This window comes from Pseudomonas sp. AC247 (assembly GCF_979258015.1).
Map to the genome: position 1 here is coordinate 3,467,285 of NZ_OZ409829.1, position 21,173 is coordinate 3,488,457.

Sequence of the window (21,173 nt, forward strand, 5' to 3'; positions counted from 1 at the left end):
TTAGTGCTGCTGCCAGGCGTGTTAACGCGTGCGCGGATCGAAGACCTTGTACAAGGCATCGCTGATCAGGTTGAGCGCGACAAAAATCAAACCGATCACCAGCACACAGCCCATCACCGCGTTCATGTCGCCGAGCATCAGGCTGCTGGTCAGGTACTGGCCGAAACCCGGCCAGGCAAAGACCGTTTCGATCAGCACCGCGCCTTCGAGCAGCGAGCCGTAAGCCAGCGCCACCACCGTCAGCAACTGCACGAGGATGTTGCGAAAGGCGTGACCCCAGACCACCTGGCGGCGCGACAATCCCTTGACCCGAGCGGTGATGATGTATTCCTGAGACAGTTGCTCGAGCATGAAGCTGCGCGTCATCCGACTGATGTAAGCCACCGAGTTCAGCCCGAGGATCAACGCCGGCAAGACGATGTGACGCAAGGCGCTGGCGAAGGCTTCCCAATCACCCGCCAGGCTCGAATCGATCAGCAACAGCCCGGTGACTTCGGGGACCATGCCGTCGTACGCCAGGTCGATGCGACCGGCGCCCCCGGCCCAGCCGAGCCAGGCGTAGAACACCAGCAGGCCCATCATGCCCAGCCAGAAAATCGGCGTGGAGTAGCCGAACAGGGTGATCACTCGCGCGACATGATCGCCCAGTCGCCCCTGATTGCTCGCCGCGCAGACGCCCAGCGGCAAACCGATCAGCACACCGAAGAGGATGGCCAGGGTCGCCAGTTCGATGGTAGCCGGGAACACCCGGCGGATGTCATCGAGCACCGGGTGCCCGGTCAACAGCGCGTTGCCGAAATTACCGTGCAGCAAGTCGTTGAGGTACAGGCCGAACTGGGTCCAGATCGGCTTGTCCAGCCCCATCGCCCGGTACACCTGCTCGTAGGTCGAACTGTCGGCGTCCGGCCCGACCACCGCCAGCACCGGATCGAGCGGCATCACCCGACCGATGATAAACGTCAGCGCCAGCAGGCCCAGCAACGTCACCAGTACCGTGCTGGCACGCCGCGCGGTATTGGAGGCGCGGGCTCCCATGGCAGAGGCAGTCATAACAAACATAGTCAGCTCCTGATAAAACGGTCACCGGTGCACCCGGCACGCGAAGTTCATCCGTGCATTTCAGCGTTTTTTGTAGACGTCTTTGTAGCGCGTGGTCGCGGCCGTGTGCCCCTGAAAATCGGCAACATCGGCGTAGACCAGCACCGTGTCGGTCATCTGCGAGACCGGCAGAATGGCGCCCACTTGCTGATCGAGTTGTTGCTGAATGTCCTGATACTGCGCCTGCTGTTTCTGCGCATCGGGCTCGACTTCGGCACTCTCGATCAACTGATTCAACTCGGGACTGTAAAACGAAGTGCGCCAGCCCTGGAAGTTGCTCAGCTTGGCTTCGTCACGGTTATCCGGGTTGTACACCAGCGTGCGCAGGCTCGAATGGGGATGACGTTCGGCGCCGCCACCGCCACGGCCGACGATGATGTCGAAACTGCGCTCACGCATGGCGCCGTAGATCTGGTTACCGGTGCCGGTGATGATGCTGGCTTCGATCCCGGCCTGCGCCAGCGTCGATTGCAGATTGGAGGCAATGTTGATGAAGGGCGGTTCGGCCAGCACGCGGATGCTGGTCTTGAACCCGTTGGGGTAACCGGCGTCAGCGAGAAGTTTTTTTGCCTCATCGACATTCAGTCGATAACCGGGATCCGGCAGACGCGCGGCCAGTCCCAACGGCATCGGCCGCTGATTGATCACGCCGTAGTGCGGCATGACGGTCTGGTTGATGCCCTGGTAGTCGATCAACGAGCGCACAGCCTTGCGCACGCGCGCGTCGGCGAACATCGGCTGCTTCACACTCAGTGCGACGTAGTACAGCGTGCCGCGTTGCAGAGTTTGCGTGCGGACCTTGTCGCTGTTCTGCAAGGCCTGGATGTCCGGCGCCGACATGCCTTTGGCGATGTCAAGGTCACCGCGCTCAATCATCAGACGCAACGACTGCGACTCGGTCATGTTGCGCATGACGATGCGCTTGAGCTTGGCCGGGCCACCCCAATAACCGTCGAAACGGCTCATCAGAATCACATCGTTGGCCCGCCAGTCATTGAGCACGAAGGCACCACTGCCGGCGGCGTGGGTCACCAGCCAGGCGGCGCCGAGGTCATTGTTCTTCTGGTGTTCGAGGACTTTTTTGCGGTCGAGAATGAAAGCGCTTGGCGACGTCGCCAGCGTGTTGAGCACCAACTGCGGATCGGTGGGTCGCGGCAATTCAATGACGAAGGTATTGGCATCGGTCGCGCGCATCGAACGCTCGACATTCTCGGCAGTGAAACCGTAAGCCTTCCAGGTCGACGCCAGTGCGAGATTGAGTTTGAGCACGCGCTGCAACGACCAGGCGACGTCTTCGGCGCTCAACGGATTGCCCGATTGAAATTGCACGCCCTGGCGCAGATTGAAGGTCAGGGTCTTGCGGTCGTCGCTGACTTGCCAGCGCTCGGCGAGTGCCGGCAACAGCCGATCCGGCGCAGCGACGTCTTGCACCAGCAACATGTCATAGAGATTGGCATTGATCTCGGACACGTCCAGGCCGGTGGCCGCCGCCGGGTCGAGAGACAGCAGATTGATCATGCTCATGCCGACGATCAATTGATCGGCCGGGGTTTTGGCATGGACGACAGGTAGCGCGGTCACCGTCAGGGTAGCCGCCAGAACCCGCGCCCACAGCGAAGGAAGAATGTTCATAGCGAGAGTGCCTTTCTTATATTTATAGGGCTCTCGGACAGCCCGGCATGCACCGGGCAGCCCGCGTACACGTCAGAAGCTTTTAAGCGTGTTCATCTCGATGAAGTTGAAGTCGATGTCTTCGCCCAGACCCGGCAGGTCGGACAAATGCACAAAACCGTCACTGTCCATCGGGTCGACCAGGCGCTTGAGGTACGCAGGCACCTCGTCGTAATCCAGGTACGGGTGCAGCAAGCCGCGCTCGTACCAGGTGCAGTTCTTGATCGCGCCGACCACCGTCAGGTTGGCTGCGCCGTTGCCATGGATTTCGCAGTCCATGCCAAACGACTCGGCCATGTGCGCGACTTTCAGGCAAGGCCCGATCCCGCCGACCCCGGCGACGCCGGCACGCAGAATGTCGCAGACGTCGTGCTTGACCCAACTGGCCCGGCTCAGGTGTTTGCCGGACAGGGTTTCCGGGCCGAGTACCGGAATGTCCAGTTGCCCCGCCAGCCAGGCATAGGATTCAGCGGACTCTTCCATCATCGGTTCTTCAAACCAGGCGAAGTCAAGTTTTTCCAGTTCGCGTCCGATGTACAGCGCTTCGGTGCGGCTGTACCAGTGATAACCGTCGAGCATCAAGGCGATGTCCGGGCCCACCGCTTCGCGCACTGCCGCACAGGCTTTGACGTCAATGCGCGGGCTCGGTGCGAACGAGACCGGCGGCATCCAGGTGTGCAACTTGATCGCCTTGTAGCCGCGCTTGACCAGCGTTTCGGCAAAGCGTCCGTAGTCTTCCGGCGTCGCCAGGCCCTCAGGCAATTCATCGCCGCACATGGTTGAGCCGTACGCCGGCACCTTATCGCGAAAACCGCCGATCAACTTGTGCACCGGCACGCCCAGCTTGCGCCCCGCCCAGTCCCACAACGCCTGCTCGACCAACGCCAGCGCGCGATCAGTCAACTGGCTGGCGCTGCCACGCTGCCAGTGCGCCAGGTCATGCCAGATCTTTTCGCGATCAAAGGCGTTCTGCCCGACCAGCACCTTGCGCACAAAACCATCCAGCACATAAGGACGAATCAGCTCCGGCGCTCCGAGAGCGTAACCCTCCTTGCCGTCTTCGGTCTGGATGCGCAGCAACGCCATTTGCGCCTGACTGACATCGCCGGGATGAGCATGACCGGCGCTGTCGACAGCGCGGCGGGTGGGATAGGAAAAAACCTGGACGTTGACTGCTGTGATTCTCATGGACGTCTTGAGCCTTCTTATTGGATTTGTGACAGGAGTGTCGTCGATTGCGACCGATCATAGGTCATCGTACAACACTTGAAAAGACCCAATAACCCTTCTGCTCTTCCAAGCCTTTGCAGCTAAACGCCCATCAAAGCGCCAATTTTAAAGACGACTACTGAATAACAGGATTTGCTTTAGACCCCTATTCACAGGGCATATATGTATCAACATGTTTCCAAATGAGCAAAATCACGTAGACGAGTCATCTTGTCGTACGATAACTTATATCTGCGCCTCAAATGAGAGCCATACGCAACATCGCGGTGCCTGTAGTACTTGTCAAACGACCCTAACAAAAACAAAAAAGAAGACCGTATGAACACCACCCTACGCACGCTTGTCACTGTCGCGGCCCTCGGCCTGCCCTTCTCTGCCCTCGCTGACTCTGCCAGCCTCAACTACCGCCATCAGTACACCGAGGAGGACAGCGCCCACGCCGACCGAATCAAGCTCAACTACCGCCTGGACAGTGGACTGGGATTTGAGGCGGAGATGAAATACCGCACGGCCGGTGACCGCAAAGATGTCGCCTACGACAACATGGTCAACAACGGCCACGAGTTCACGGTGAGCTACAACTACAAGCTCAGCGCGCAGTCGACGCTGACCCCGGCGTTTCAGATGGACAGCTCCAAGGATGCGACCGCCTACAAGTTCGGCCTCAAGTACAACTACAAAATCGACGACGCCTTTTACGTAGCGACGCGCTATCGCCTGGACCTGCGCAAACTCGATCGCGATCAGGTCAACAAAGACATGCCCGATCACTACAAGGATGACCAGACTACCCACCGCTTCGAAGGCTGGCTCGGCTACACGCCAGCCAACAAGTGGGCTTACGAATATCAGTTCATCTATTTCAAGACCGACTACATCCGCTACGACAACAAGAAGAGCGACTACGAACAGAACCTGATCGTCAAATACAAGCTCACCAAACAATGGGCGCCCTTCATGGAAATCGGCGACATCAAAGTCGAGTCCACCTCACCCGACCGCCAGGCTCGCTGGCGTCTGGGCGTGCAATACAACTTCATGTAAGCCGCGCGCAGCTTTTGCCTGGCGAGCGCGCATCGCTTGTCGGGCAGACACCCTGCCGCCCACCCTCTTCACCACCGCGTAATGGAAGACCCGACCATGACCACACAAACCACGCTGGCCAAACCCTTCAACCGTATTTTGCTGACCGGCGCCGCCGGTGGGCTCGGCCAGATTCTGCGCGAAACCCTGCAGGTTCACGCCGACATCGTCCGCTCCTCGGACATCAGTGCGATGACGCCGAGCCGCGGCGCGCATGATGAAGTGATCAACTGCAATCTGAGTGACAAGGCCGCTGTCGCCGCGCTGGCCGAGGGCGTCGATGCCATCGTGCATTTGGGCGGGATCTCGGTGGAGCGATCCTTCGAAGAAATCCTCGAGGCGAATATTCGCGGCACCTTTCATGTTTATGAGGCCGCGCGCCTGCACGGGGTCAAGCGCATCGTGTTCGCCAGCTCCAACCACGTCACCGGTTTCTACTCGCAGGACGAACAGATCGACGCCCATTCGCCGCGTCGCCCGGACGGTTATTACGGTTTGTCGAAGGCTTACGGCGAGGACATGGCAACCTTTTATTTCCACCGCTATGGCATTGAAACAGTGAGCCTGCGCATCGGTTCCTCATTCCCCGAACCGCGCAACCTGCGCATGCTGGCGACCTGGTTGAGCTATACCGATCTCGAGCACCTCATCGCCCGCGCTCTGCTGGCCAGCGATGTCGGGCACAGCGTGGTGTACGGGGTGTCCGCCAACCGTGATCAGTGGTGGAACAACCGCCACGCCGCGCACCTGGGCTTTGCGCCGCAGGACAGTTCCGAAGCCTTTCGCGCACAAGTCGAACAACAACCGGCACTCGCCGCCGACCATCCCGACCGCTTGTACCAGGGCGGCGCCTTTACCGCAGCAGGTCCGTTTGAAGCGCCAGCGCAGACGCGCTCATGACGGCCGAACTGATTGTCGATGCGCGCAACGCCACCGGTGAAAGCCCGGTCTGGCAAGCCGACGAGAACGCCTTGTATTGGGTGGATATTCCGGCCGGCCGCTTGCATCGCTGGCAACTCGACGGCCAGACCGACTGTTGGCAGGCGGATGAAATGCTCGCCTGTATCGCCCGCAGCGAAGCGGGACATTGGCTGGGCGCGCAGGAAAGTGGCCTGTTCAAACTGCGCCCGCAGGCTGACGGACATCTGGCTGCGGAAAAGCTCATCGGCGTCGAGCACGCCCGCCCGAGCATGCGTTTCAATGATGGTCGTTGCGATCGTCAGGGACGCTTCTGGGCCAGCTCGATGCCAACCGCCATGGGCGCCGAGGCGGTTGGCGCGCTGTATCGCTACGACGCGCAAAACCCCAACGATGTATCGGTGCTGGCGCCGCAACTGGAGGAACTCGTGGTGCCCAACGGCCTGGCGTTCAGCCCCGACGGCCGCACCATGTACCTGTCCGACTCGCACCCGAGCCGGCAACTGATCTGGGCCTTCGATTACGACATTGACAGCGGCACGCCGCACAACCGCCGCCTGTTCGTCGACATGAACGACCACCCCGGCCGACCGGACGGAGCGGCCGTCGATTCACACGGCTGTTACTGGATCTGCGCAATTGATGCCGGCCTGGTGCTGCGCTTTACCCCGCAGGGGAAACTGGATCGCGCGTTGCCAGTGCCGGTGAAGAAACCGACGATGTGCGCCTTTGGCGGCCCGCGGCTGGACACCCTGTTTGTCACCTCTATTCGCCCGCAAGGCATCGACCTCACCGATCAGCCACTGGCGGGCGGAGTCTTTGCCCTCAACCCAGGCGTTCAAGGCCTGCCCGAACCCAAGGCCCGCGCCTGAGGCTTCAGACGTTCAACGCCGCCGCGTCTGCAGCTTCGTAGGCACGGCGCAGACGCTCGCGGCTGTTGGACAGATGCAAGCGCATGGCTGCGCGTGCGGCGTCGGAATCACGCCGGACAATCGCAATGTAAATGTCTTCATGCTCGCGACTGAGGCGCTCCAGATACGGCTCCTTGCGGTCATTCTCCAGGCGTTTGGAATGCAAGCGTGTGCGCGGCAGAATGTTCGCGCCCAGGTGCAGCATGATGTCGGTGAAATAGCGGTTGCCGGTGGCCAGCGCAATTTGCTGGTGGAACTGGAAATCCGCCGACACGGCGTAGTCGACGCTGACGGCGCGGGAATTGATCGCGTCCAGCGAGTCACGCATCAGTTGCAGTTGCTCATCGGTACGTCGCGCGCACGCCAGGCCAGCGGCCTCGACCTCGAGGGTGATGCGCAACTCAAGCACCGCCAGGACATCCTCAAGCGTGACGATGCTGTCCGGATCAATGCGAAAACCGCTCGGGCTGGGAATGTCCTGAACAAAGGTGCCGATACCGTGACGGGTTTCCACCAGGCCTGCTGCCTGCAGACGCGATATCGCCTCGCGCACCACTGTGCGGCTGACGCCGTGCTCGGCCATGACCTGGGATTCAGTCGGCAGCTTCGTCGCGCGCGCGAGTTCGCCGCTGCAAATGCGTCGGGACAGCTCGGTGACCAGGTCCTCCGCCAGGCTGCGATGCCGGCGACGAACATTGGGTGTGGCGTTGGGTCTGTCCATCAGCAACAAAAATCTCGAATTTTCGAATAATTACGCATCATAGCCCATTCAGTTGTACGACAACGCACCAGTTCACATGATAGGATTTCTCATGCAGCGGACGTTCGATTCGCTGCAATGGCGATAAGGACGTCCGCTCGAGAAACACGTCGAAACTTCGCGTGTAAAACACTCAAGTTAATCAAGGATCTGATTACTCATGACAAAACCATCAACCTTCACGGCCTGCAAACTGGCCAGCGCCATCTTCGGCAGCCTGTTGTTTTCCAGCCTGCCTGCACAAGCGGCCGATATCTGGCTGGATGTTGCAACGACGGGCTGGGCCACGCAAAACGGTGGCACCAAGGGCGGCTCCAAAGCCGCAGCCAACAACATCTACACCGTGAAGAACGCCGCCGAACTGAAAGCCGCACTCAGCGCGTCGGTCGGCACCAACGGTCGCATCATCAAGATTACCGGGCTCATCGACGTCAGCGAAGGCAAAGCTTATACGACGACCGCCGATATGAAAAAGCGCGGCCGTCTGGATATCCCGGGCAAGACGACCATCGTCGGTACGAGCAGCACGGCAGAGATCCGCGAGGGTTTCTTCTATGCCAAGGAAAACGATGTGATCATCCGCAACCTCACCATCGAAAACCCGTGGGATCCCGAGCCGATCTGGGACGCCAATGACGGCAGCGCCGGCAACTGGAACTCCGAGTACGACGGGCTGACCATCGAAGGCGCCAACAATGTGTGGGTCGACCATGTCACCTTCACCGATGGCCGCCGCACCGATGACCAGAACGGCACCGCCAACGGTCGTCCGAAGCAACACCACGACGGCGCACTGGACGTAAAGAACGGTGCCAACTACGTGACCATTTCCTACTCAGCGTTCAAATCGCACGAGAAGAACAACCTGATCGGTTCGAGCGACAGCCGCACCACCGATGATGGCAAGCTCAAGGTCACGATTCACAATACCCTGTTCGAAAACATCTCCGCACGCGCACCACGCGTTCGCTTCGGCCAGGTGCACCTGTACAACAACTATCACGTGGGCAGCACCAGTCATAAGGTCTACCCGTTCAGCTACGCGCACGGTGTGGGCAAAAACTCGAAGATTTTTTCCGAGAAAAACGCTTTCGAAATCTCCGGCATCAGCGGCTGCGACAAAATCGCCGGCGACTACGGCGGCAGCGTTTACCGCGACCAAGGCTCGACACTCAATGGCAGCGCACTGAGCTGTTCGTGGAGTTCGAGCATCGGCTGGACCCCGCCTTACAGCTACACTCCGCTGAACGCGGACAAAGTCGCTGCTGATGTTAAAGCCAAGGCTGGCGCTGGCAAGATCTGATTGGTTGATGTAACCGTGTTAATGAAAAGCCCTCGGTGACGAGGGCTTTTTCATGTCTGCTTGAAGACCGTGCAGGGGTGAAGTCCTGAAAAAAATCTGGATTATTTATTGCCCCGACTGGCCCCATCGCTGGCAAGCCAGCTCCCACAAGGAGCCATGTGGTCAATGCGATTTGCGACACAACACCAAAACCTGTGGGAGCTGGCTTGCCAGCGATGAGGACAGGTCAGACACCAGCGAAAAATCAGACACACCACTACTGGATCAACTCAGTGCTCTCAATGATCGAATGCAATTTACTTCACAACACAGAATCCTGTGGGAGTGAGCCTGCTCGCGATGAGGCCCTGCGCAACTACACCACTACTGGACCAATTGATTGATCTCAATGATCGGCAGCAACACGGCCATCACAATCACCAGCACCACCCCACCCATCACCACAATCATCAGCGGCTCCAGCAGCGCGGTCATGCCCATTGCCCGGCGTTCGATATCGCGGGACAGGGTTTGCGCCGCGCGCTCAAGCATGGGTGGTAGTGACCCGGTTTTTTCGCCACTGACGATCAGGTGAATAAGCACGGGTGGAAAGACGTTTTCCACACGCAGCGCAGCGGCGAGGTTGACGCCTTCACGCACCTTGGCCGTCGCTTCACTGACACTCAAACTCAAGCGGTCATTGGACAAGGTCTGCCGCGCCGCCTCCAATGCACGCAACAACGGCACCCCGGCGCCGCCGAGAATCGCCAGGGTCGAGGCAAAACGCGCAGTGTTCAGGCCGAGGATGAATCGCCCGAACAACGGCAATTTCAGCACCCGATGATGCCAACTCAAGCGTGCCGCTGGATTGCGCAGATACAGGCGCCAGCTCCAGAACGCGCCTGCGATGATCGCCGCACACAACCAGCCCCACGCCCTTATGAAATCACTGGCGTTGAGCATCGCCAAGGTCAGCCCCGGCAGATCCTGTCGCGCCTGAGAAAACGCGCTGACCACCTGCGGCACCACGTAGCTGAGCAGGAAAATCACAATGCCGATCGACACCAGTCCAACCACGCCCGGATAGATGAACGCGGTGAGAATCTTGCCGCGCAGGTTGTTGCGCTCCTCGATGTAATCCGCGAGCCGCTCCATGACCTGCGCCAGATCGCCGGACTCCTCCCCCGCCGCAATCAGCGCGCGGTAGATCTCGGGAAAGTCCCGTGGCCTTGCCGCCAACGACTCCGCCAGACGCATGCCGCTGCGCACATCTGCACGAACGGCACTGAGGGTGTGGGCGATGTGTTTTTTCTCGGCCTGTTCGACTGTGGCGCTGAGTGCAGCTTCCAGCGGCAGACTGGCGCCGAGCAGACTCGCCAATTGCCGCGTGGCCCAGGCCAGATCGTTGTCCGAGAGCTTGGCGCTGAACAGTCCACCGCCACCATGGCTGGCGACATTGCTCTCCTTGTGCACCGACAACGCGGTCAACCCGCGCCCGCGTAATGTTGTGAAAGCGGCGCTCTGGCTGTCCGCCTCAAGGTGTCCGGATTCGATCTTGCCAGTGGCATCAGCAGCTTCAAAACGATAGCGATTCATCAGGCGTCCCGTGTCACACGCAAGATTTCTTCAGGCGCGGTGGCGCCGCTGCGGATCCAGCGTTCACCGTCCTCACGCAGGCTGAACATCCCGGCCTTGGCGGCGGATGCGCGCAAGGCCTGCTCCCCTGCCCCTTGGTGAATCAGGGTGCGGATTTCGTCGTCGATGCAGAACAATTCGTGAATGCCGGTGCGGCCGCTGTAGCCGGTTTGATTGCACACCGCGCAACCGACGGGGCGCCAGGTTCCGGGTGTCGCAGGATCTTCCTGCTTGCACTGATTGCACAGGCGCCGCACCAAGCGCTGCGCCAAAACGCCGAGCATTGAAGACGCCAACAGAAACGGTTCGACGCCCATGTCGATCAAGCGGTTGACCGCCGACACCGCATCGTTGGTGTGCAAGGTGGCCAACACCAAATGCCCGGTCAGCGAGGCCTGCACGGCGATTTGTGCGGTTTCCAGATCGCGGATCTCACCGATCATGATGATGTCCGGGTCTTGCCGCAGGATCGCTCGCAACGCCAGGGCAAAGGTCATGTCGATCTTGGCGTTGACCTGAATCTGGCTGATGCCCGGGAGGTCGTATTCCACCGGGTCTTCCACGGTGAGGATGTTGCTGGTGCTCGCATCGAGGCGCGCGAGTGCCGCATAGAGGCTGGTGGTTTTGCCGCTGCCGGTGGGGCCGGTGACCAGGACGATGCCGTGGGGCTGGCGAATCAAGTGGTCGAGTTTGGCCAGCACCTGTGCGTCCATACCGAGGGTTTCGAGGTGCAGACGTCCGGCCTGTTTATCGAGTAAGCGCATCACCACGCGTTCGCCGTGACCGGTCGGCACCGTGGAAACACGAATATCGATCGGCCGCCCGGCCACGCGCAGGGCAATGCGACCGTCCTGCGGCAGGCGCTTTTCAGCGATGTCGAGCTGGGCCATGATCTTGATCCGCGACACCAGCGCACCGTGCAACGCCTTGCGCGGCGAGACCACGTCACGCAGCGTGCCGTCGACCCGATAGCGCACCACCGAATGGGTTTCGAAGGGTTCGATGTGAATGTCACTGGCCTCGTCGCGCGCAGCCTGGGTCAGCAGCGCGTTGATCATGCGAATCACCGGCGCACCGTCCTGAGTGTCGAGCAGGTCGGTGATTTCCGGCATGTCCTGCATCAGCCGATCCAGATCAACTTCGTTTTCCGCCGCCCCGACCACCGCCGCCGCACTGCCGGTGTCGGCGTAAGCGGCGGCCAGCAAACCATCCAGCTCATCATCGCGCACCCGCTGAATCGTGGTCGCAGCAAACTGCCGCCGCGCCTCAGTGATCGACCAGCCCGGCGTCGACGGACACACCGTCAACACCCCATCACACAACAAAATCCGCTGCGCCTTGGCCCAGGCGTAAGGCAACACACTCATCTCAAACCCTCCCCAATCCCTGTGGCATTGCCCACCCGCCGACCCCATGTAGGAGCTGCCGAAGGCTGCGATCTTTCGATCTTTAGCCCCTTGGGTCCGTCGAAAATCCAGATCAACAGATCGCAGCCTTCGGCAGCTCCTACAGGTCCGGTGTTGCACCCGATTGCTGTGGCATTGCCCACCCGCCAACCCCATGTAGGAGCTGCCGCAGGCTGCGATCTTTTGATCTTTGGCCCCTTGAGTCCGGCGAAAAGCCAGATCAACAGATCGCAGCCTTCGGCAGCTCCTACAGGTCCGGGGTTGCACCCGATTGCTGTGGCATTGCCCACCCGCCAACCCCATGTAGGAGCTGCCGCAGGCTGCGATCTTTTGATTTTTGGTCGCTTGGGTCCGGCGAAAAGCCAGATCAACAGATCGCAGCCTTCGGCAGCTCCTACAGGTCCGGGGTTGCACCCGATTGCTGTGGCATTGCCCACCCGCCAAGCCCATGTAGGAGCTGCCACAGGCTGCGATCTTTCGATCTTTAGCCCCTTGGGTCCGTCGAAAAGCCAGATCAACAGATCGCAGCCTTCGGCAGCTCCTACAGGTCCGGTGTTGCACCCGATTGCTTTGGCATTGCCCACCCGCCAACCCCATGTAGGAGCTGCCGCAGGCTGCGATCTTTTGATCTTTGGCCCCTTGGGTCCGGCGAAAAGCCAGATCAACAGATCGCAGCCTTCGGCAGCTCCTACAGGTCCGGTGTTGCACCCGATTGCTGTGGCATTGCCCACCCGCCGACCCCATGCAGGAGCTGCCGCAGGCTGCGATCTTTTGATCTTTGGCCCCTTGGGTCCGGCGAAAAGCCAGATCAACAGATCGCAGCCTTCGGCAGCTCCTACAGGTCCGGTGTTGCACTCGATTGCTGTGGCATTGCCCACCCGCCAACCCCATGTAGGAGCTGCCGCAGGCTGCGATCTTTCGATCTTTAGCCCCTTGGGTCCGGCGAAAAACAAGATCAACAGATCGCAGCCTTCGGCAGCTCCTACAGGTCCGGTGTTGCACTCGATTGCTGTGGCATTGCCCACCCGCCAACCCCATGTAGGAGCTGCCGCAGGCTGCGATCTTTTGATTTTTGGTCGCTTGGGTCCGGCGAAGAGCCAGATCAACAGATCGCAGCCTTCGGCAGCTCCTACAGGTCCGGGGTTGCACCCGATTGGTGTGGCAATCCGGTCCCCTGTGGCGAGGGGATTCATCCCCGATCGGCTGCGCAGCAGTCGCAAACCCGAAACACTCGGTATGTCTGAAAAAATCTGGTTGCAGGTTTTGGGGCTGCTTCGCAACCCATCGGGGATGAATCCCCTCGCCACAGGGTTATTTTTCAGATTGAGGGTCGGTTTCAAAAGCGCGTGCTCCCTTCAATTGGCACGGCTTTGATCGTGGCGCGTGGGCCTGAGGCGGGCGCCACCGCCGGCACGCCCTGCGCCGCCGTCGGCAACTGCGGCGCCTGCATGTCCGGCATCGCCCAGCTGCGTTCCGGTTGCAAACCACCTTGCGCGCGGCGCATGAAGTCGTAGCGGTTGAGCGTGATGCTGCGCCCCGCTTCGCTGTCGCGGATGATGTACGGGCGCAGGAACACCATCAGGTTGGTCTTGGTGATCGCCCGGCGTTCGTTGCGAAACAGCGCACCAATCCCCGGCAGACTGCCCAGCCATGGCACCGCGTCGTTGCTCTGACTGTAGCCGTCCTGCAGCAACCCGCCGAGGACCATGATCTGCCCGTCATCGAGCAGAATGCTGGTATCAATCGCGCGCTTGTTGGTGACAATCCCCGCCGACGCAGCACTGTTCGAGGCACGCTCATCAATGCTGCTGACTTCCTGATAGATATCGAGCTTCACCGTGCCGCCCTCGGAAATCTGCGGGCGCACGTTGAGCTTCAAACCGACCTCTTCTCGGGTCACCGTCTGGAACGGATTGTTGCTGGTGCCCCCGCCGCCAGTCACGTAACTGCCGCTGACAAACGGGATGGTCTGGCCGACAAAAATACTCGCCGCTTCGTTGTCCAGCGTCAGCAGGTTCGGCGTCGACAACACATTGGTGCCGCCCTTGCTCTTCAACGCCCGGGCCAGCACTTTCAGGTCGAGAATCTTGCCAATACCGGGGATATCGACGGTGCCGTTGACGTAGCCCAGGTTCAAACCCTGCGGCAACACGTCGATGCTGGTCTTGCCGTTGACGTTGATGCCAGAACCACCCAGATTTGCCCCGCCAATCACGCCGTTACCGCCGAGATTGCCGGTCTGCCACTGCACACCAAATTCACTGGCATCGTCCTCGCCGACTTCGACGATCAGGCTTTCGATCACCACTTGCGCACGACGCTGGTCGAGCAGATCAATCACCTCACGCAAGTTGCGATACAACGGCTCCGGCGCGGAAATCAGCAAGGTGTTTGTGGTGGCGTCAGCCTGAATGGTCACGCCGCCGGCACTGAACGCCACGTTCTGTTCGCTGTTCTGCGACCCGCCGCTACCGGTTGCGCTGCCACCGCTGCCACCGCTGCCCTGCGCGTAACTGCCGCCCGTGCTGCCGCTGCTGTTAGTCGATGTTGAGCCGCTGCTTTGCGTACCACTCTGGCCATTCTGCCCAGCGCTGCCACCGGTGCTGCTACCCATCGCACTGAGCACCGATCGCGCACTGTCGCTGGTGCCGCTGTCACTCTCTCCCGTGAGCAAACCCCGCAACGCCTGCGCCAGTTTCGCCGCCTGCGCATTACGCAGATAAACCACATGCAGATTGCTCGGATTGCTCTGCGCGTTATCCAGTTTGTAGATCAGATTACGCGCCAGCTCGGTACGCTCCGGACTGCCGGCACGAATGATGATGGTGTTGGAACGCGGGTCACCGATCACCGCAATTTTCTGCGTCGGATCATTGCCAGGCGCATCGAGCAAGTCCGCGACCATCGGCGCAATGTCAGCAGCGATACCGTTCTGGATCTGCACCACATCCGTGTCAATCGCACTCGGCGAATCAATGCTCGCAATCAACTGCGCAACGCGGGTCAGGTTCTCGGCGTAATCGGTGATGACGATGGTGTTATTGCCCGGATAGGCGTTGATCGGATTGTTCGGCGAAACGATCGGCCGCAGCACCGGAATCAGGTTCACCGCGTTCTCGTATTGCAGGCGAAACGTGCGCGTGAGCATGCCATTGCCCGCCGGTTTGTCAGCGCTGTAAATCGGCCCACCAAGCAACTTCGCATCCGCCTCCGGCACCACCTGCGCCACGCCGCCGACATCAACCACACTGAAGCCCTGCATGCGCAACGCCGCCAGCAGCATGTCGTAAGCCTGCCGCGCCGGCACCTGACCTTCCGACACCAGCGTCAACGTGCCCTTGACCCGAGGGTCGACCAAAAACTGCTGGCCGGTCGACCGCGACAACGCCCGGACCACCGCTTGAATATCCGCATCGACAAAATTCAGCGTCACCGGTTGATCGCCCAAAGGATTGCTCGGCAAGGCAATGCCCGATGACGCCGCCGCCCCACTGCGCGCACTTTTAGATATGTTGTGCAATTGCTTCGGCGCCGGTCGCGCCTGGGCCTGCGCACGTTCGCGGTCAAGAACCGCGTCGCCGCTGCGCTGGGTGTTGGCCAACGGCCGGCCCAGTTCACTGTCGACCAGCAACGGCGGCTGGTCTTGCGGTGTGGTGCTGGTGTTGCTGCATGCACTTAGTGCCAACAACAGAAACGGCGCGGCCGTACGTACACAATTGGAACCTGACCACTTCATGAAGCTTCCTTAGCGCCCTGCGCCTGATCCATGCGAACGGTTCCCGACAGAGTGCCTGCCGTATCATCGACCTTGACCTCACTTGCACGCTGCAAGCGAGCCTCGACCACTTCCAGTGAAAACTGCACCGGACTGCTCAACAACCAACTGATCGCCGCATCAGCCGCAGCCTCCTCGAACGTCAACTGCCACGCGCCAGCCACGGCCTGCAATCGGTAGTGCCCAGCCAGCCCGCTGGCGTCGAGCGACTGTTGCAACGACTGTTCGAGGCTCTGCCCGGCGGGCGGGCTCGCCACCTCGCGCAACAGCAACTCCAGCGCTGCCGCCTGTGAACGTAATTTCGGCGTTTCGGTCTGCCAGAAATCGAGCTTTTTCAGCGGCGGCTCGATCAGCAACAACCAGATCAACACGCCGCCCAGTATCAGCGCAGTACCCGCCACCATGTGTTTCTCGCGCGACGTGAGTGATCGCCAATGCCGCTCAATCTGCTGACGCAATTGCACCCAACGGCCTCGATACAGCGCCAACCATTCACTCATCGTCGTTATCCATAATGGCGCCGCTGTCAGCAGACTCCGGCTCAACTTGCGCGCTCAACGTCCAGACGTTGTCATCACGCACAGCCGTCAGCCCTGCCTGACTGAGCGCCCCCGTCACCGAGCCCTCGGCGCTTGTGTGCGGCGTATCAGCGGCCAGTTCCACCTGCAAACGACCTTGATCGAAAGTCAGTCGCTGAACACTGCCCGCCATAAAAGGCATCGCACTGGCAGCGTTCTGCACCAGGTAGGCAAAACCATGATCGGCGTCCGTCGCCGCTCCACTCTGACGCGTCGCCAACTGCTGACGCGCCTGTTGCAACGGGTTGAGAATGACCGGCAACTCAGGGAACGCCTGCTTCACTCGCTGACTCATCTGCGCCTTGAGTTGCTGGCCCTGGCTGGCTTCGCGAGCCGCGTAAAGGTTCAGACCGACAACCCATACAGCCACCGCCAAGGCACAGCAAAACACTGTCCGGGCCCCGACCGGCGTGGGCTCTGCGGTTTTTTCGATACCGCCGTGCAGCCCCCATCCGGGTGCGGCGCCAGCCCAGCGCTGATCCGCAGGTTTGTGCTCAAGCACAGCCGCAGGCATGTCGTCACCGATCCACTGCACGGCGCTGCCACCGGCTAAAAGCGCCTGCATTCGCTCGTCAACCATCGGTTCCACCGAGGCTTGCTCAGTGCTGAGGCGCAGCAACAACTGCCCGTCCAGCACGCACGCGCTGATCTGCCCGGCCAGTGGCACCGGCAACGCATAAGGCGCGGGGTAAAGACCTCGCAGCTTCAGTCGATGCTGTCTCAACAACTCACCCAATCGCTGAAGATCAGCCTTCGCAAGCCACGCCAGACAGACCTCGCCACTGCCATCTCGAGCGCTGTGGGCGACGTGCATCTGTTCACTGCCACCGAGTATCAGCGCCTGCGCGGCACAGGCTACCGCAGCCGCTATCTTCGTCGCCGACAGCGGTGGCAGTTGCAGGCGAGTGAGCACGCTGTCTGCGGGATGAAGAAAACATTCCGCAGCCTGCGCTCGAGATTCCTGCTCCAACAGCGACAACGTACTGACACCGGTCTGAATGACGCGCCCTGCCTGATCCAGGCATGCCCATTCAAACTCGGTGTGCGAGGTCAATTGATGCAGCGGCGGCAAGGCAATTCGCAAGCGACTCATGCACCGAACCTCGACCAGATCACTTTGGGCATGCCGTCCTGCGGGCGATGCAGCAACGCCTCAAGGCTCACACGGCGTTGCTCATTTCGCGCCTGTCCGCGCAGCTGGAACCACTCGCTGCTGATCCCGACGTTGAGCCCGTCCACCGTCAGGTGCGGCAAACGCAGGCGATTGACGAAGTCTCCACGGTTGATAAACCACTGACCGTGATCACGCTCGACCACTAATGCCCTGGCTTGTGACAGCGACAGCCCAGGCACCACCGCCGCCAGAACCTCGGCGCTGGCCGTGTTGCCATTGACCCAGGTTCTGGCCGGAACAATGCTCACGTATTGACCCAGCCGAGCCATCGCCTGATCGCTCATACCGTCGAGATCCCGCAACTCCTCAAGACTGCGCAGCATCGGCCGGGTCGCAGGCAACGGCCTGCGACTGGCGTTCGGCGAAGTCAATCGACCACTGTCAAAACCGATTTGCGCAGTGCTTTGCCCGACGTCTGGCGAACTCATGACTCGCGGGTACGCGGCAATGACTCGTTCGCTGATGCGCTGACTGAGGACAGCGTCGATGCCGATCATTTCGCAGAGCCTTTCGAAGCTGCGCACCTGACCGAGATCAACCCGTTCGTTGCTGATCAAGTTGCGCAGATTGAACTTGCCTTGCTGGTCTTCCAGACGCCCTTCAAAAGCACCATTCGCCGAGTTCACCAGAGTGCTTTGGAGAGGTTGCGCCCATGGCTGATCGAGCCGGGTCAGGCTGTCTTGCAGGCGGGCATCGTTCAGCAATTGCCGACCCACTTCCAGGCCAGCCAACAGCACCGCGCCACCCTGCACGCGAGACTGTTCAGCTTCAAGGGAACGGGTGAAAACGCTCTGTCGGGTGAGCATGCCACCGGCAATCACCGTCACCACGGCGGCGATCAGCAAGGCGCTGATAATTGCCATGCCACGCTGTTTCGTCGCTGTCGACGAAGCCGATTTCATCGCGACGCTTAGAGCTGCCAGGAACCGATATCGGCATTGACGCCGTCGCCGTCTGGCTGCCCGTCCGCACCGAGGGAGAAGATGTCGACTTCGCCGTTCGCGCCAGGATTCAAATAGTTGTAAGGACGACCCCAAGGGTCATTGGGCAAGCGCTCCAGATAAGAACGCCAGTTGCTGTTTTTTGCGTCAGCCGGACGCTCGACCAACACCTTTAGCCCTTGGTTGAGGCTAGGGTAAGTGCCGTGGTCGAGGCGATAGAGTTTGAGTGCCTGCATCAGGCCGGCGATGTCTTGTCTGGCCGCCGTCGCCCTGGCTTGATCAGGGCGATCGAGCACTTTGGGCACGACCATCGCGGCGAGAATACCGAGGATGACCACCACCACCATGATCTCGATCAGGGTGAAACCCGCCTGGCCGCGTCGGCCCGCGGATTGAGATTTGACGCGCGCGAAATCCATTTCAACCTTCCTTGGCTTGATTACAATTCGGCGCGCAGTGTAACAAAAGCCAGTCATCGTACAACACTCATTAACGCCGTGTTTTTTCTGCACATCGGTCGAGAATCGGGTGCTATTCTGCCGACCTGTTTCACCCCAGAGCCGGCTATGGAAGCGATGCGCAAGGAGCGAGGTTTTACCCTGATCGAGGTGTTGGTGGCGTTGGCGATCATCGCCGTGGCCATGTCCGCGGCGGTACGCGTTGCCGGTCTGATGACTCAAAGTAATGGGTTGTTGCGCGATCGTTCGATCGCTTTACTGGCCGCGCAAAGCCGACTCGCCGAACTGCGCCTGGAAGGACGCTTTCCTTCCGGACTGAGAACGTTCGCGTGCGATCAAGGACGTTTGCAACTGCGCTGCGAGCAATCCATCACAGCGCGCGGTGATGGCCGACTGGTGCGCGTCAAGGTGGTGGTAACCGATCGCGAGCGTGAAGCGCCGCCCTTGGCGCAACTGGAAACACTGCTCAGCCAACCGCTTGAACAGCGTCAATGACGTGGCTCAGGGGCGAGTCAATCGAGGCAGTGACGGGATGTCGGGCAACGTGCTGACCTTTAATCGACGCTGCTGCGCACCTTGCTCAATCACCACAGCATCTTTTTCAATGGCCACCACACGCATGTCCTGGGTCAGACGATCACCCACCAGAAAACTGCGTGCAGGCCCATCGTTGAGTGTGAGGATCGCTACCGCACCTTGCACTCCCGCCATCAGCCCGGAGACCTTGATCTCCACGGGTGCAGACTGGTTGGAAAACCACTGCAAGGCAGCAGTGTCGGCGCGTGCAGCCAAGGCCTGCGGCTCCACCACGGGGACGTGGGACTGTGCCGACGTCAACAACAACGATGACCAGAACAGCCCCCCTGCCACTGTTGCGACCAGCGCCGCCGACTGCAGCAGTTGTGCTGCCGATAAACGAAAAGTAAATGCCAAGACCCAACCTCCCTGTTGTCCTGCAGCGCAGTCTACAGGACAACAGGCGGTTTTTTATCCGGGCTGATCATTCGAATCCAGGACAGATTCACGACGAAGGAACGTTGCAGCATGACCAAGGACAGACAAAAGGGTTTCACCCTCATCGAGTTGATGGTGGTGCTGATCATCATCGGCATCGCCAGTGCGGCTGTCAGCCTGAGCATCAAGCCCGACCCGGCGCAACAACTGCGCAAGGACGCCAATCGCCTGATCCAGTTGCTGCAAATCGCCCAGGCCGAAGCGCTGGCAGACGGGCGCCCGATCACGTGGCTGACGGACAAGAAAGGCTTTCACTTTAGCCGTCGTGACGAACAGGGCGTGGGCCGCGATCACTTTTTGACCGACCCGCAACTGCATCCGCGCACATGGGAAACACCTTCGCTGACCATAAGAGTCACGCCTCAACGGCCGGTCGTGCTGCAAGCCGAATGGTTTGACTCTCCCTTGCAACTGCAACTCTCGGACGGTCAGCACACACTCATCGTGCAACGCACGGCGGCGGGCAAAATACAGTTGGCAAACCGGCCATGAGTGCCCGTCAAGACGGCTTCACGCTGATCGAAGTCATGGTCGCGATCATGCTGATGGCCATCGTCAGCCTGATCGCCTGGCGCGGTCTGGACAGCGTGACTCGCGCCGACAGTCACTTGCAGGCCAGCACCGAGCAAACCGAAGCGCTATTGCGCACGTTGCACCAACTGGAACGCGATGTGGCGTTGCGCGCCAGCATCGAACTGCGCGAGCCGAACCTGACCAACAACGACGATGACCCACCTCAAGGCCCCGCCGCGATCAGCGTGCGCAGCACGGATAACCAGAGTTTTCGTCTCGACGTGATCCGCAGCGCCGCAGACCCGCAGGACGGTTTGCAGCGCGTGCGCTGGTGGCTGAAAAATCAAACCCTGTACCGTGCCACTGCGCCAGCCCGCAATCGATATCCCCTGCCCGCCCCCAAAGAAGCCGTGGCCGTACTCGACAGCATCATCGACCTGCAAGTGCGCGTCTGGGAAGCAGACATGGGCTGGCGCCAACTCAGTGGTAACCGCAAAGAAAACCCACAAGGTCTGGAGATTCGCCTGACTCGAGAGACGCCGCAGGGCGAGGAGCATTATCGGCAGGTAGTGGGGCCACTGGACTAGCGCGCTGGCGATATTGTGTATTGCAGGTTTGCAGCCGAATTCGCTGTTGAGGACAACGTTCATCTGACCCCGGTTGATAGCACTTGGGGAGCTGGGCCTGCTCTGGATAATGCGGAAGTGAGCAATCCGAAAATCTGAA

The 21,173-nt window shown here is 60.4% G+C and carries 19 protein-coding genes; 7 read left to right on the forward strand and 12 right to left on the reverse strand.

What is annotated here, in order from left to right; genetic code table 11:
- Window positions 1-21: 21 nt before the first annotated feature.
- The 3 genes from ACZZ0B_RS15695 to ACZZ0B_RS15705 form a co-directional block, all read right to left on the reverse strand.
- Window positions 22-1,035, reverse strand: coding sequence for an ABC transporter permease (locus tag ACZZ0B_RS15695; RefSeq protein WP_371924614.1), 1,014 nt, complete (start codon window positions 1,033-1,035; stop codon window positions 22-24).
- Window positions 1,036-1,119: 84 nt separating this feature from the next.
- A complete protein-coding gene (locus ACZZ0B_RS15700; RefSeq protein ID WP_463545711.1) occupies window positions 1,120-2,730 on the reverse strand; it encodes an ABC transporter substrate-binding protein in 1,611 nt (536 codons plus the stop codon).
- Between the two features lie 72 nt (window positions 2,731-2,802).
- On the reverse strand, window positions 2,803-3,957 hold the full coding sequence (locus ACZZ0B_RS15705) for a mandelate racemase family protein (RefSeq protein ID WP_008079679.1): 1,155 nt from the start codon (window positions 3,955-3,957) through the stop codon (window positions 2,803-2,805).
- A gap of 360 nt (window positions 3,958-4,317) precedes the next feature.
- Between ACZZ0B_RS15705 and ACZZ0B_RS15710 the strand changes: the two genes are divergently transcribed.
- From ACZZ0B_RS15710 to ACZZ0B_RS15720, 3 genes are all read left to right on the forward strand, one after another.
- Window positions 4,318-5,043 (forward strand): oligogalacturonate-specific porin KdgM family protein, encoded by a 726-nt coding sequence (locus ACZZ0B_RS15710; protein WP_016987796.1) that lies wholly within the window; start codon window positions 4,318-4,320, stop codon window positions 5,041-5,043.
- A gap of 96 nt (window positions 5,044-5,139) precedes the next feature.
- Window positions 5,140-5,982, forward strand: coding sequence for an NAD-dependent epimerase/dehydratase family protein (locus ACZZ0B_RS15715; protein ID WP_463545712.1), 843 nt, complete (start codon window positions 5,140-5,142; stop codon window positions 5,980-5,982).
- Complete coding sequence (locus tag ACZZ0B_RS15720; RefSeq protein ID WP_463545713.1) at window positions 5,979-6,872, forward strand: SMP-30/gluconolactonase/LRE family protein; 894 nt, start codon at window positions 5,979-5,981, stop codon at window positions 6,870-6,872. The genes ACZZ0B_RS15715 and ACZZ0B_RS15720 overlap by 4 nt, the downstream gene beginning before the upstream one ends.
- 4 nt (window positions 6,873-6,876) lie before the next feature.
- Here the strand turns inward: ACZZ0B_RS15720 and ACZZ0B_RS15725 are convergent, their stop codons facing one another.
- A complete protein-coding gene (locus ACZZ0B_RS15725) occupies window positions 6,877-7,632 on the reverse strand; it encodes a FadR/GntR family transcriptional regulator (protein WP_008079675.1) in 756 nt (251 codons plus the stop codon).
- A 199-nt stretch (window positions 7,633-7,831) separates the two neighbouring features.
- On the opposite strand from ACZZ0B_RS15725, the gene ACZZ0B_RS15730 reads away from it, so the two are divergent.
- Window positions 7,832-8,974 carry a pectate lyase family protein gene (locus ACZZ0B_RS15730; RefSeq protein ID WP_463545714.1) on the forward strand — a complete coding sequence of 381 codons (1,143 nt, stop codon included), beginning with the start codon at window positions 7,832-7,834 and terminating at the stop codon, window positions 8,972-8,974.
- 363 nt (window positions 8,975-9,337) lie between these two features.
- Here ACZZ0B_RS15730 and gspF read toward each other — a convergent pair whose 3' ends face one another.
- The 7 genes from gspF to gspG all read right to left on the reverse strand — a co-directional run bounded on the left by gspF (window position 9,338) and on the right by gspG (window position 18,881).
- Window positions 9,338-10,549: a type II secretion system inner membrane protein GspF gene (gspF, locus tag ACZZ0B_RS15735; RefSeq protein ID WP_463545715.1), complete on the reverse strand. Its 1,212-nt coding sequence runs from the start codon at window positions 10,547-10,549 to the stop codon at window positions 9,338-9,340.
- On the reverse strand, window positions 10,549-11,955 hold the full coding sequence (gene gspE / locus ACZZ0B_RS15740) for a type II secretion system ATPase GspE (protein WP_463545716.1): 1,407 nt from the start codon (window positions 11,953-11,955) through the stop codon (window positions 10,549-10,551). The genes gspF and gspE overlap by 1 nt, the downstream gene beginning before the upstream one ends.
- 1,375 nt (window positions 11,956-13,330) lie before the next feature.
- Window positions 13,331-15,730: a type II secretion system secretin GspD gene (gene gspD / locus ACZZ0B_RS15745; RefSeq protein ID WP_463545717.1), complete on the reverse strand. Its 2,400-nt coding sequence runs from the start codon at window positions 15,728-15,730 to the stop codon at window positions 13,331-13,333.
- Window positions 15,727-16,269, reverse strand: a complete 543-nt coding sequence (gspM, locus tag ACZZ0B_RS15750) for a type II secretion system protein GspM (protein ID WP_463545718.1) — start codon at window positions 16,267-16,269, stop codon at window positions 15,727-15,729. The genes gspD and gspM overlap by 4 nt, the downstream gene beginning before the upstream one ends.
- Window positions 16,262-17,440, reverse strand: a complete 1,179-nt coding sequence (gspL, locus tag ACZZ0B_RS15755) for a type II secretion system protein GspL (RefSeq protein ID WP_463545719.1) — start codon at window positions 17,438-17,440, stop codon at window positions 16,262-16,264. Before gspL ends, gspM begins: the two co-directional genes overlap by 8 nt.
- Complete coding sequence (gene gspK, locus ACZZ0B_RS15760) at window positions 17,437-18,423, reverse strand: type II secretion system minor pseudopilin GspK (RefSeq protein WP_463545720.1); 987 nt, start codon at window positions 18,421-18,423, stop codon at window positions 17,437-17,439. The genes gspL and gspK overlap by 4 nt, the downstream gene beginning before the upstream one ends.
- 8 nt (window positions 18,424-18,431) lie before the next feature.
- Window positions 18,432-18,881 carry a type II secretion system major pseudopilin GspG gene (gene gspG / locus ACZZ0B_RS15765; RefSeq protein ID WP_463545721.1) on the reverse strand — a complete coding sequence of 150 codons (450 nt, stop codon included), beginning with the start codon at window positions 18,879-18,881 and terminating at the stop codon, window positions 18,432-18,434.
- 147 nt (window positions 18,882-19,028) lie between these two features.
- Here gspG and gspI point away from each other — a divergent pair, with 147 nt between their 5' ends.
- Entirely contained in the window at window positions 19,029-19,415 is a 387-nt protein-coding gene (gspI, locus tag ACZZ0B_RS15770) for a type II secretion system minor pseudopilin GspI (protein WP_463545722.1), read from the forward strand.
- 6 nt (window positions 19,416-19,421) lie between these two features.
- Here gspI and ACZZ0B_RS15775 read toward each other — a convergent pair whose 3' ends face one another.
- Window positions 19,422-19,853, reverse strand: coding sequence for a type II secretion system protein N (locus tag ACZZ0B_RS15775; protein WP_463545723.1), 432 nt, complete (start codon window positions 19,851-19,853; stop codon window positions 19,422-19,424).
- Window positions 19,854-19,964: 111 nt separating this feature from the next.
- Between ACZZ0B_RS15775 and gspH the strand changes: the two genes are divergently transcribed.
- Together gspH and ACZZ0B_RS15785 are read left to right on the forward strand one after the other, a co-directional pair.
- On the forward strand, window positions 19,965-20,426 hold the full coding sequence (gspH, locus tag ACZZ0B_RS15780; RefSeq protein WP_463545724.1) for a type II secretion system minor pseudopilin GspH: 462 nt from the start codon (window positions 19,965-19,967) through the stop codon (window positions 20,424-20,426).
- On the forward strand, window positions 20,423-21,034 hold the full coding sequence (locus ACZZ0B_RS15785; RefSeq protein ID WP_463545725.1) for a type II secretion system protein GspJ: 612 nt from the start codon (window positions 20,423-20,425) through the stop codon (window positions 21,032-21,034). The genes gspH and ACZZ0B_RS15785 overlap by 4 nt, the downstream gene beginning before the upstream one ends.
- Window positions 21,035-21,173: the final 139 nt, after the last annotated feature.

Excerpts from the sequence above, each read along its gene's own strand:
- ACZZ0B_RS15730 (WP_463545714.1), top strand. The coding sequence starts at position 7,832 with ATGACAAAACCATCAACCTTCACGGCCTGCAAACTGGCCAGCGCCATC.
- gspD (WP_463545717.1), bottom strand. The coding sequence starts at position 15,730 with ATGAAGTGGTCAGGTTCCAATTGTGTACGTACGGCCGCGCCGTTTCTG.
- ACZZ0B_RS15710 (WP_016987796.1), top strand. The coding sequence starts at position 4,318 with ATGAACACCACCCTACGCACGCTTGTCACTGTCGCGGCCCTCGGCCTG.
- ACZZ0B_RS15725 (WP_008079675.1), bottom strand. The coding sequence starts at position 7,632 with ATGGACAGACCCAACGCCACACCCAATGTTCGTCGCCGGCATCGCAGC.
- gspI (WP_463545722.1), top strand. The coding sequence starts at position 19,029 with ATGGAAGCGATGCGCAAGGAGCGAGGTTTTACCCTGATCGAGGTGTTG.
- ACZZ0B_RS15705 (WP_008079679.1), bottom strand. The coding sequence starts at position 3,957 with ATGAGAATCACAGCAGTCAACGTCCAGGTTTTTTCCTATCCCACCCGC.
- ACZZ0B_RS15720 (WP_463545713.1), top strand. The coding sequence starts at position 5,979 with ATGACGGCCGAACTGATTGTCGATGCGCGCAACGCCACCGGTGAAAGC.
- ACZZ0B_RS15785 (WP_463545725.1), top strand. The coding sequence starts at position 20,423 with ATGAGTGCCCGTCAAGACGGCTTCACGCTGATCGAAGTCATGGTCGCG.
- gspM (WP_463545718.1), bottom strand. The coding sequence starts at position 16,269 with ATGAGTGAATGGTTGGCGCTGTATCGAGGCCGTTGGGTGCAATTGCGT.
- ACZZ0B_RS15695 (WP_371924614.1), bottom strand. The coding sequence starts at position 1,035 with ATGGGAGCCCGCGCCTCCAATACCGCGCGGCGTGCCAGCACGGTACTG.
- gspL (WP_463545719.1), bottom strand. The coding sequence starts at position 17,440 with ATGAGTCGCTTGCGAATTGCCTTGCCGCCGCTGCATCAATTGACCTCG.
- gspE (WP_463545716.1), bottom strand. The coding sequence starts at position 11,955 with ATGAGTGTGTTGCCTTACGCCTGGGCCAAGGCGCAGCGGATTTTGTTG.
- gspG (WP_463545721.1), bottom strand. The coding sequence starts at position 18,881 with ATGGATTTCGCGCGCGTCAAATCTCAATCCGCGGGCCGACGCGGCCAG.
- ACZZ0B_RS15715 (WP_463545712.1), top strand. The coding sequence starts at position 5,140 with ATGACCACACAAACCACGCTGGCCAAACCCTTCAACCGTATTTTGCTG.
- gspK (WP_463545720.1), bottom strand. The coding sequence starts at position 18,423 with ATGAAATCGGCTTCGTCGACAGCGACGAAACAGCGTGGCATGGCAATT.
- ACZZ0B_RS15700 (WP_463545711.1), bottom strand. The coding sequence starts at position 2,730 with ATGAACATTCTTCCTTCGCTGTGGGCGCGGGTTCTGGCGGCTACCCTG.
- gspF (WP_463545715.1), bottom strand. The coding sequence starts at position 10,549 with ATGAATCGCTATCGTTTTGAAGCTGCTGATGCCACTGGCAAGATCGAA.
- gspH (WP_463545724.1), top strand. The coding sequence starts at position 19,965 with ATGACCAAGGACAGACAAAAGGGTTTCACCCTCATCGAGTTGATGGTG.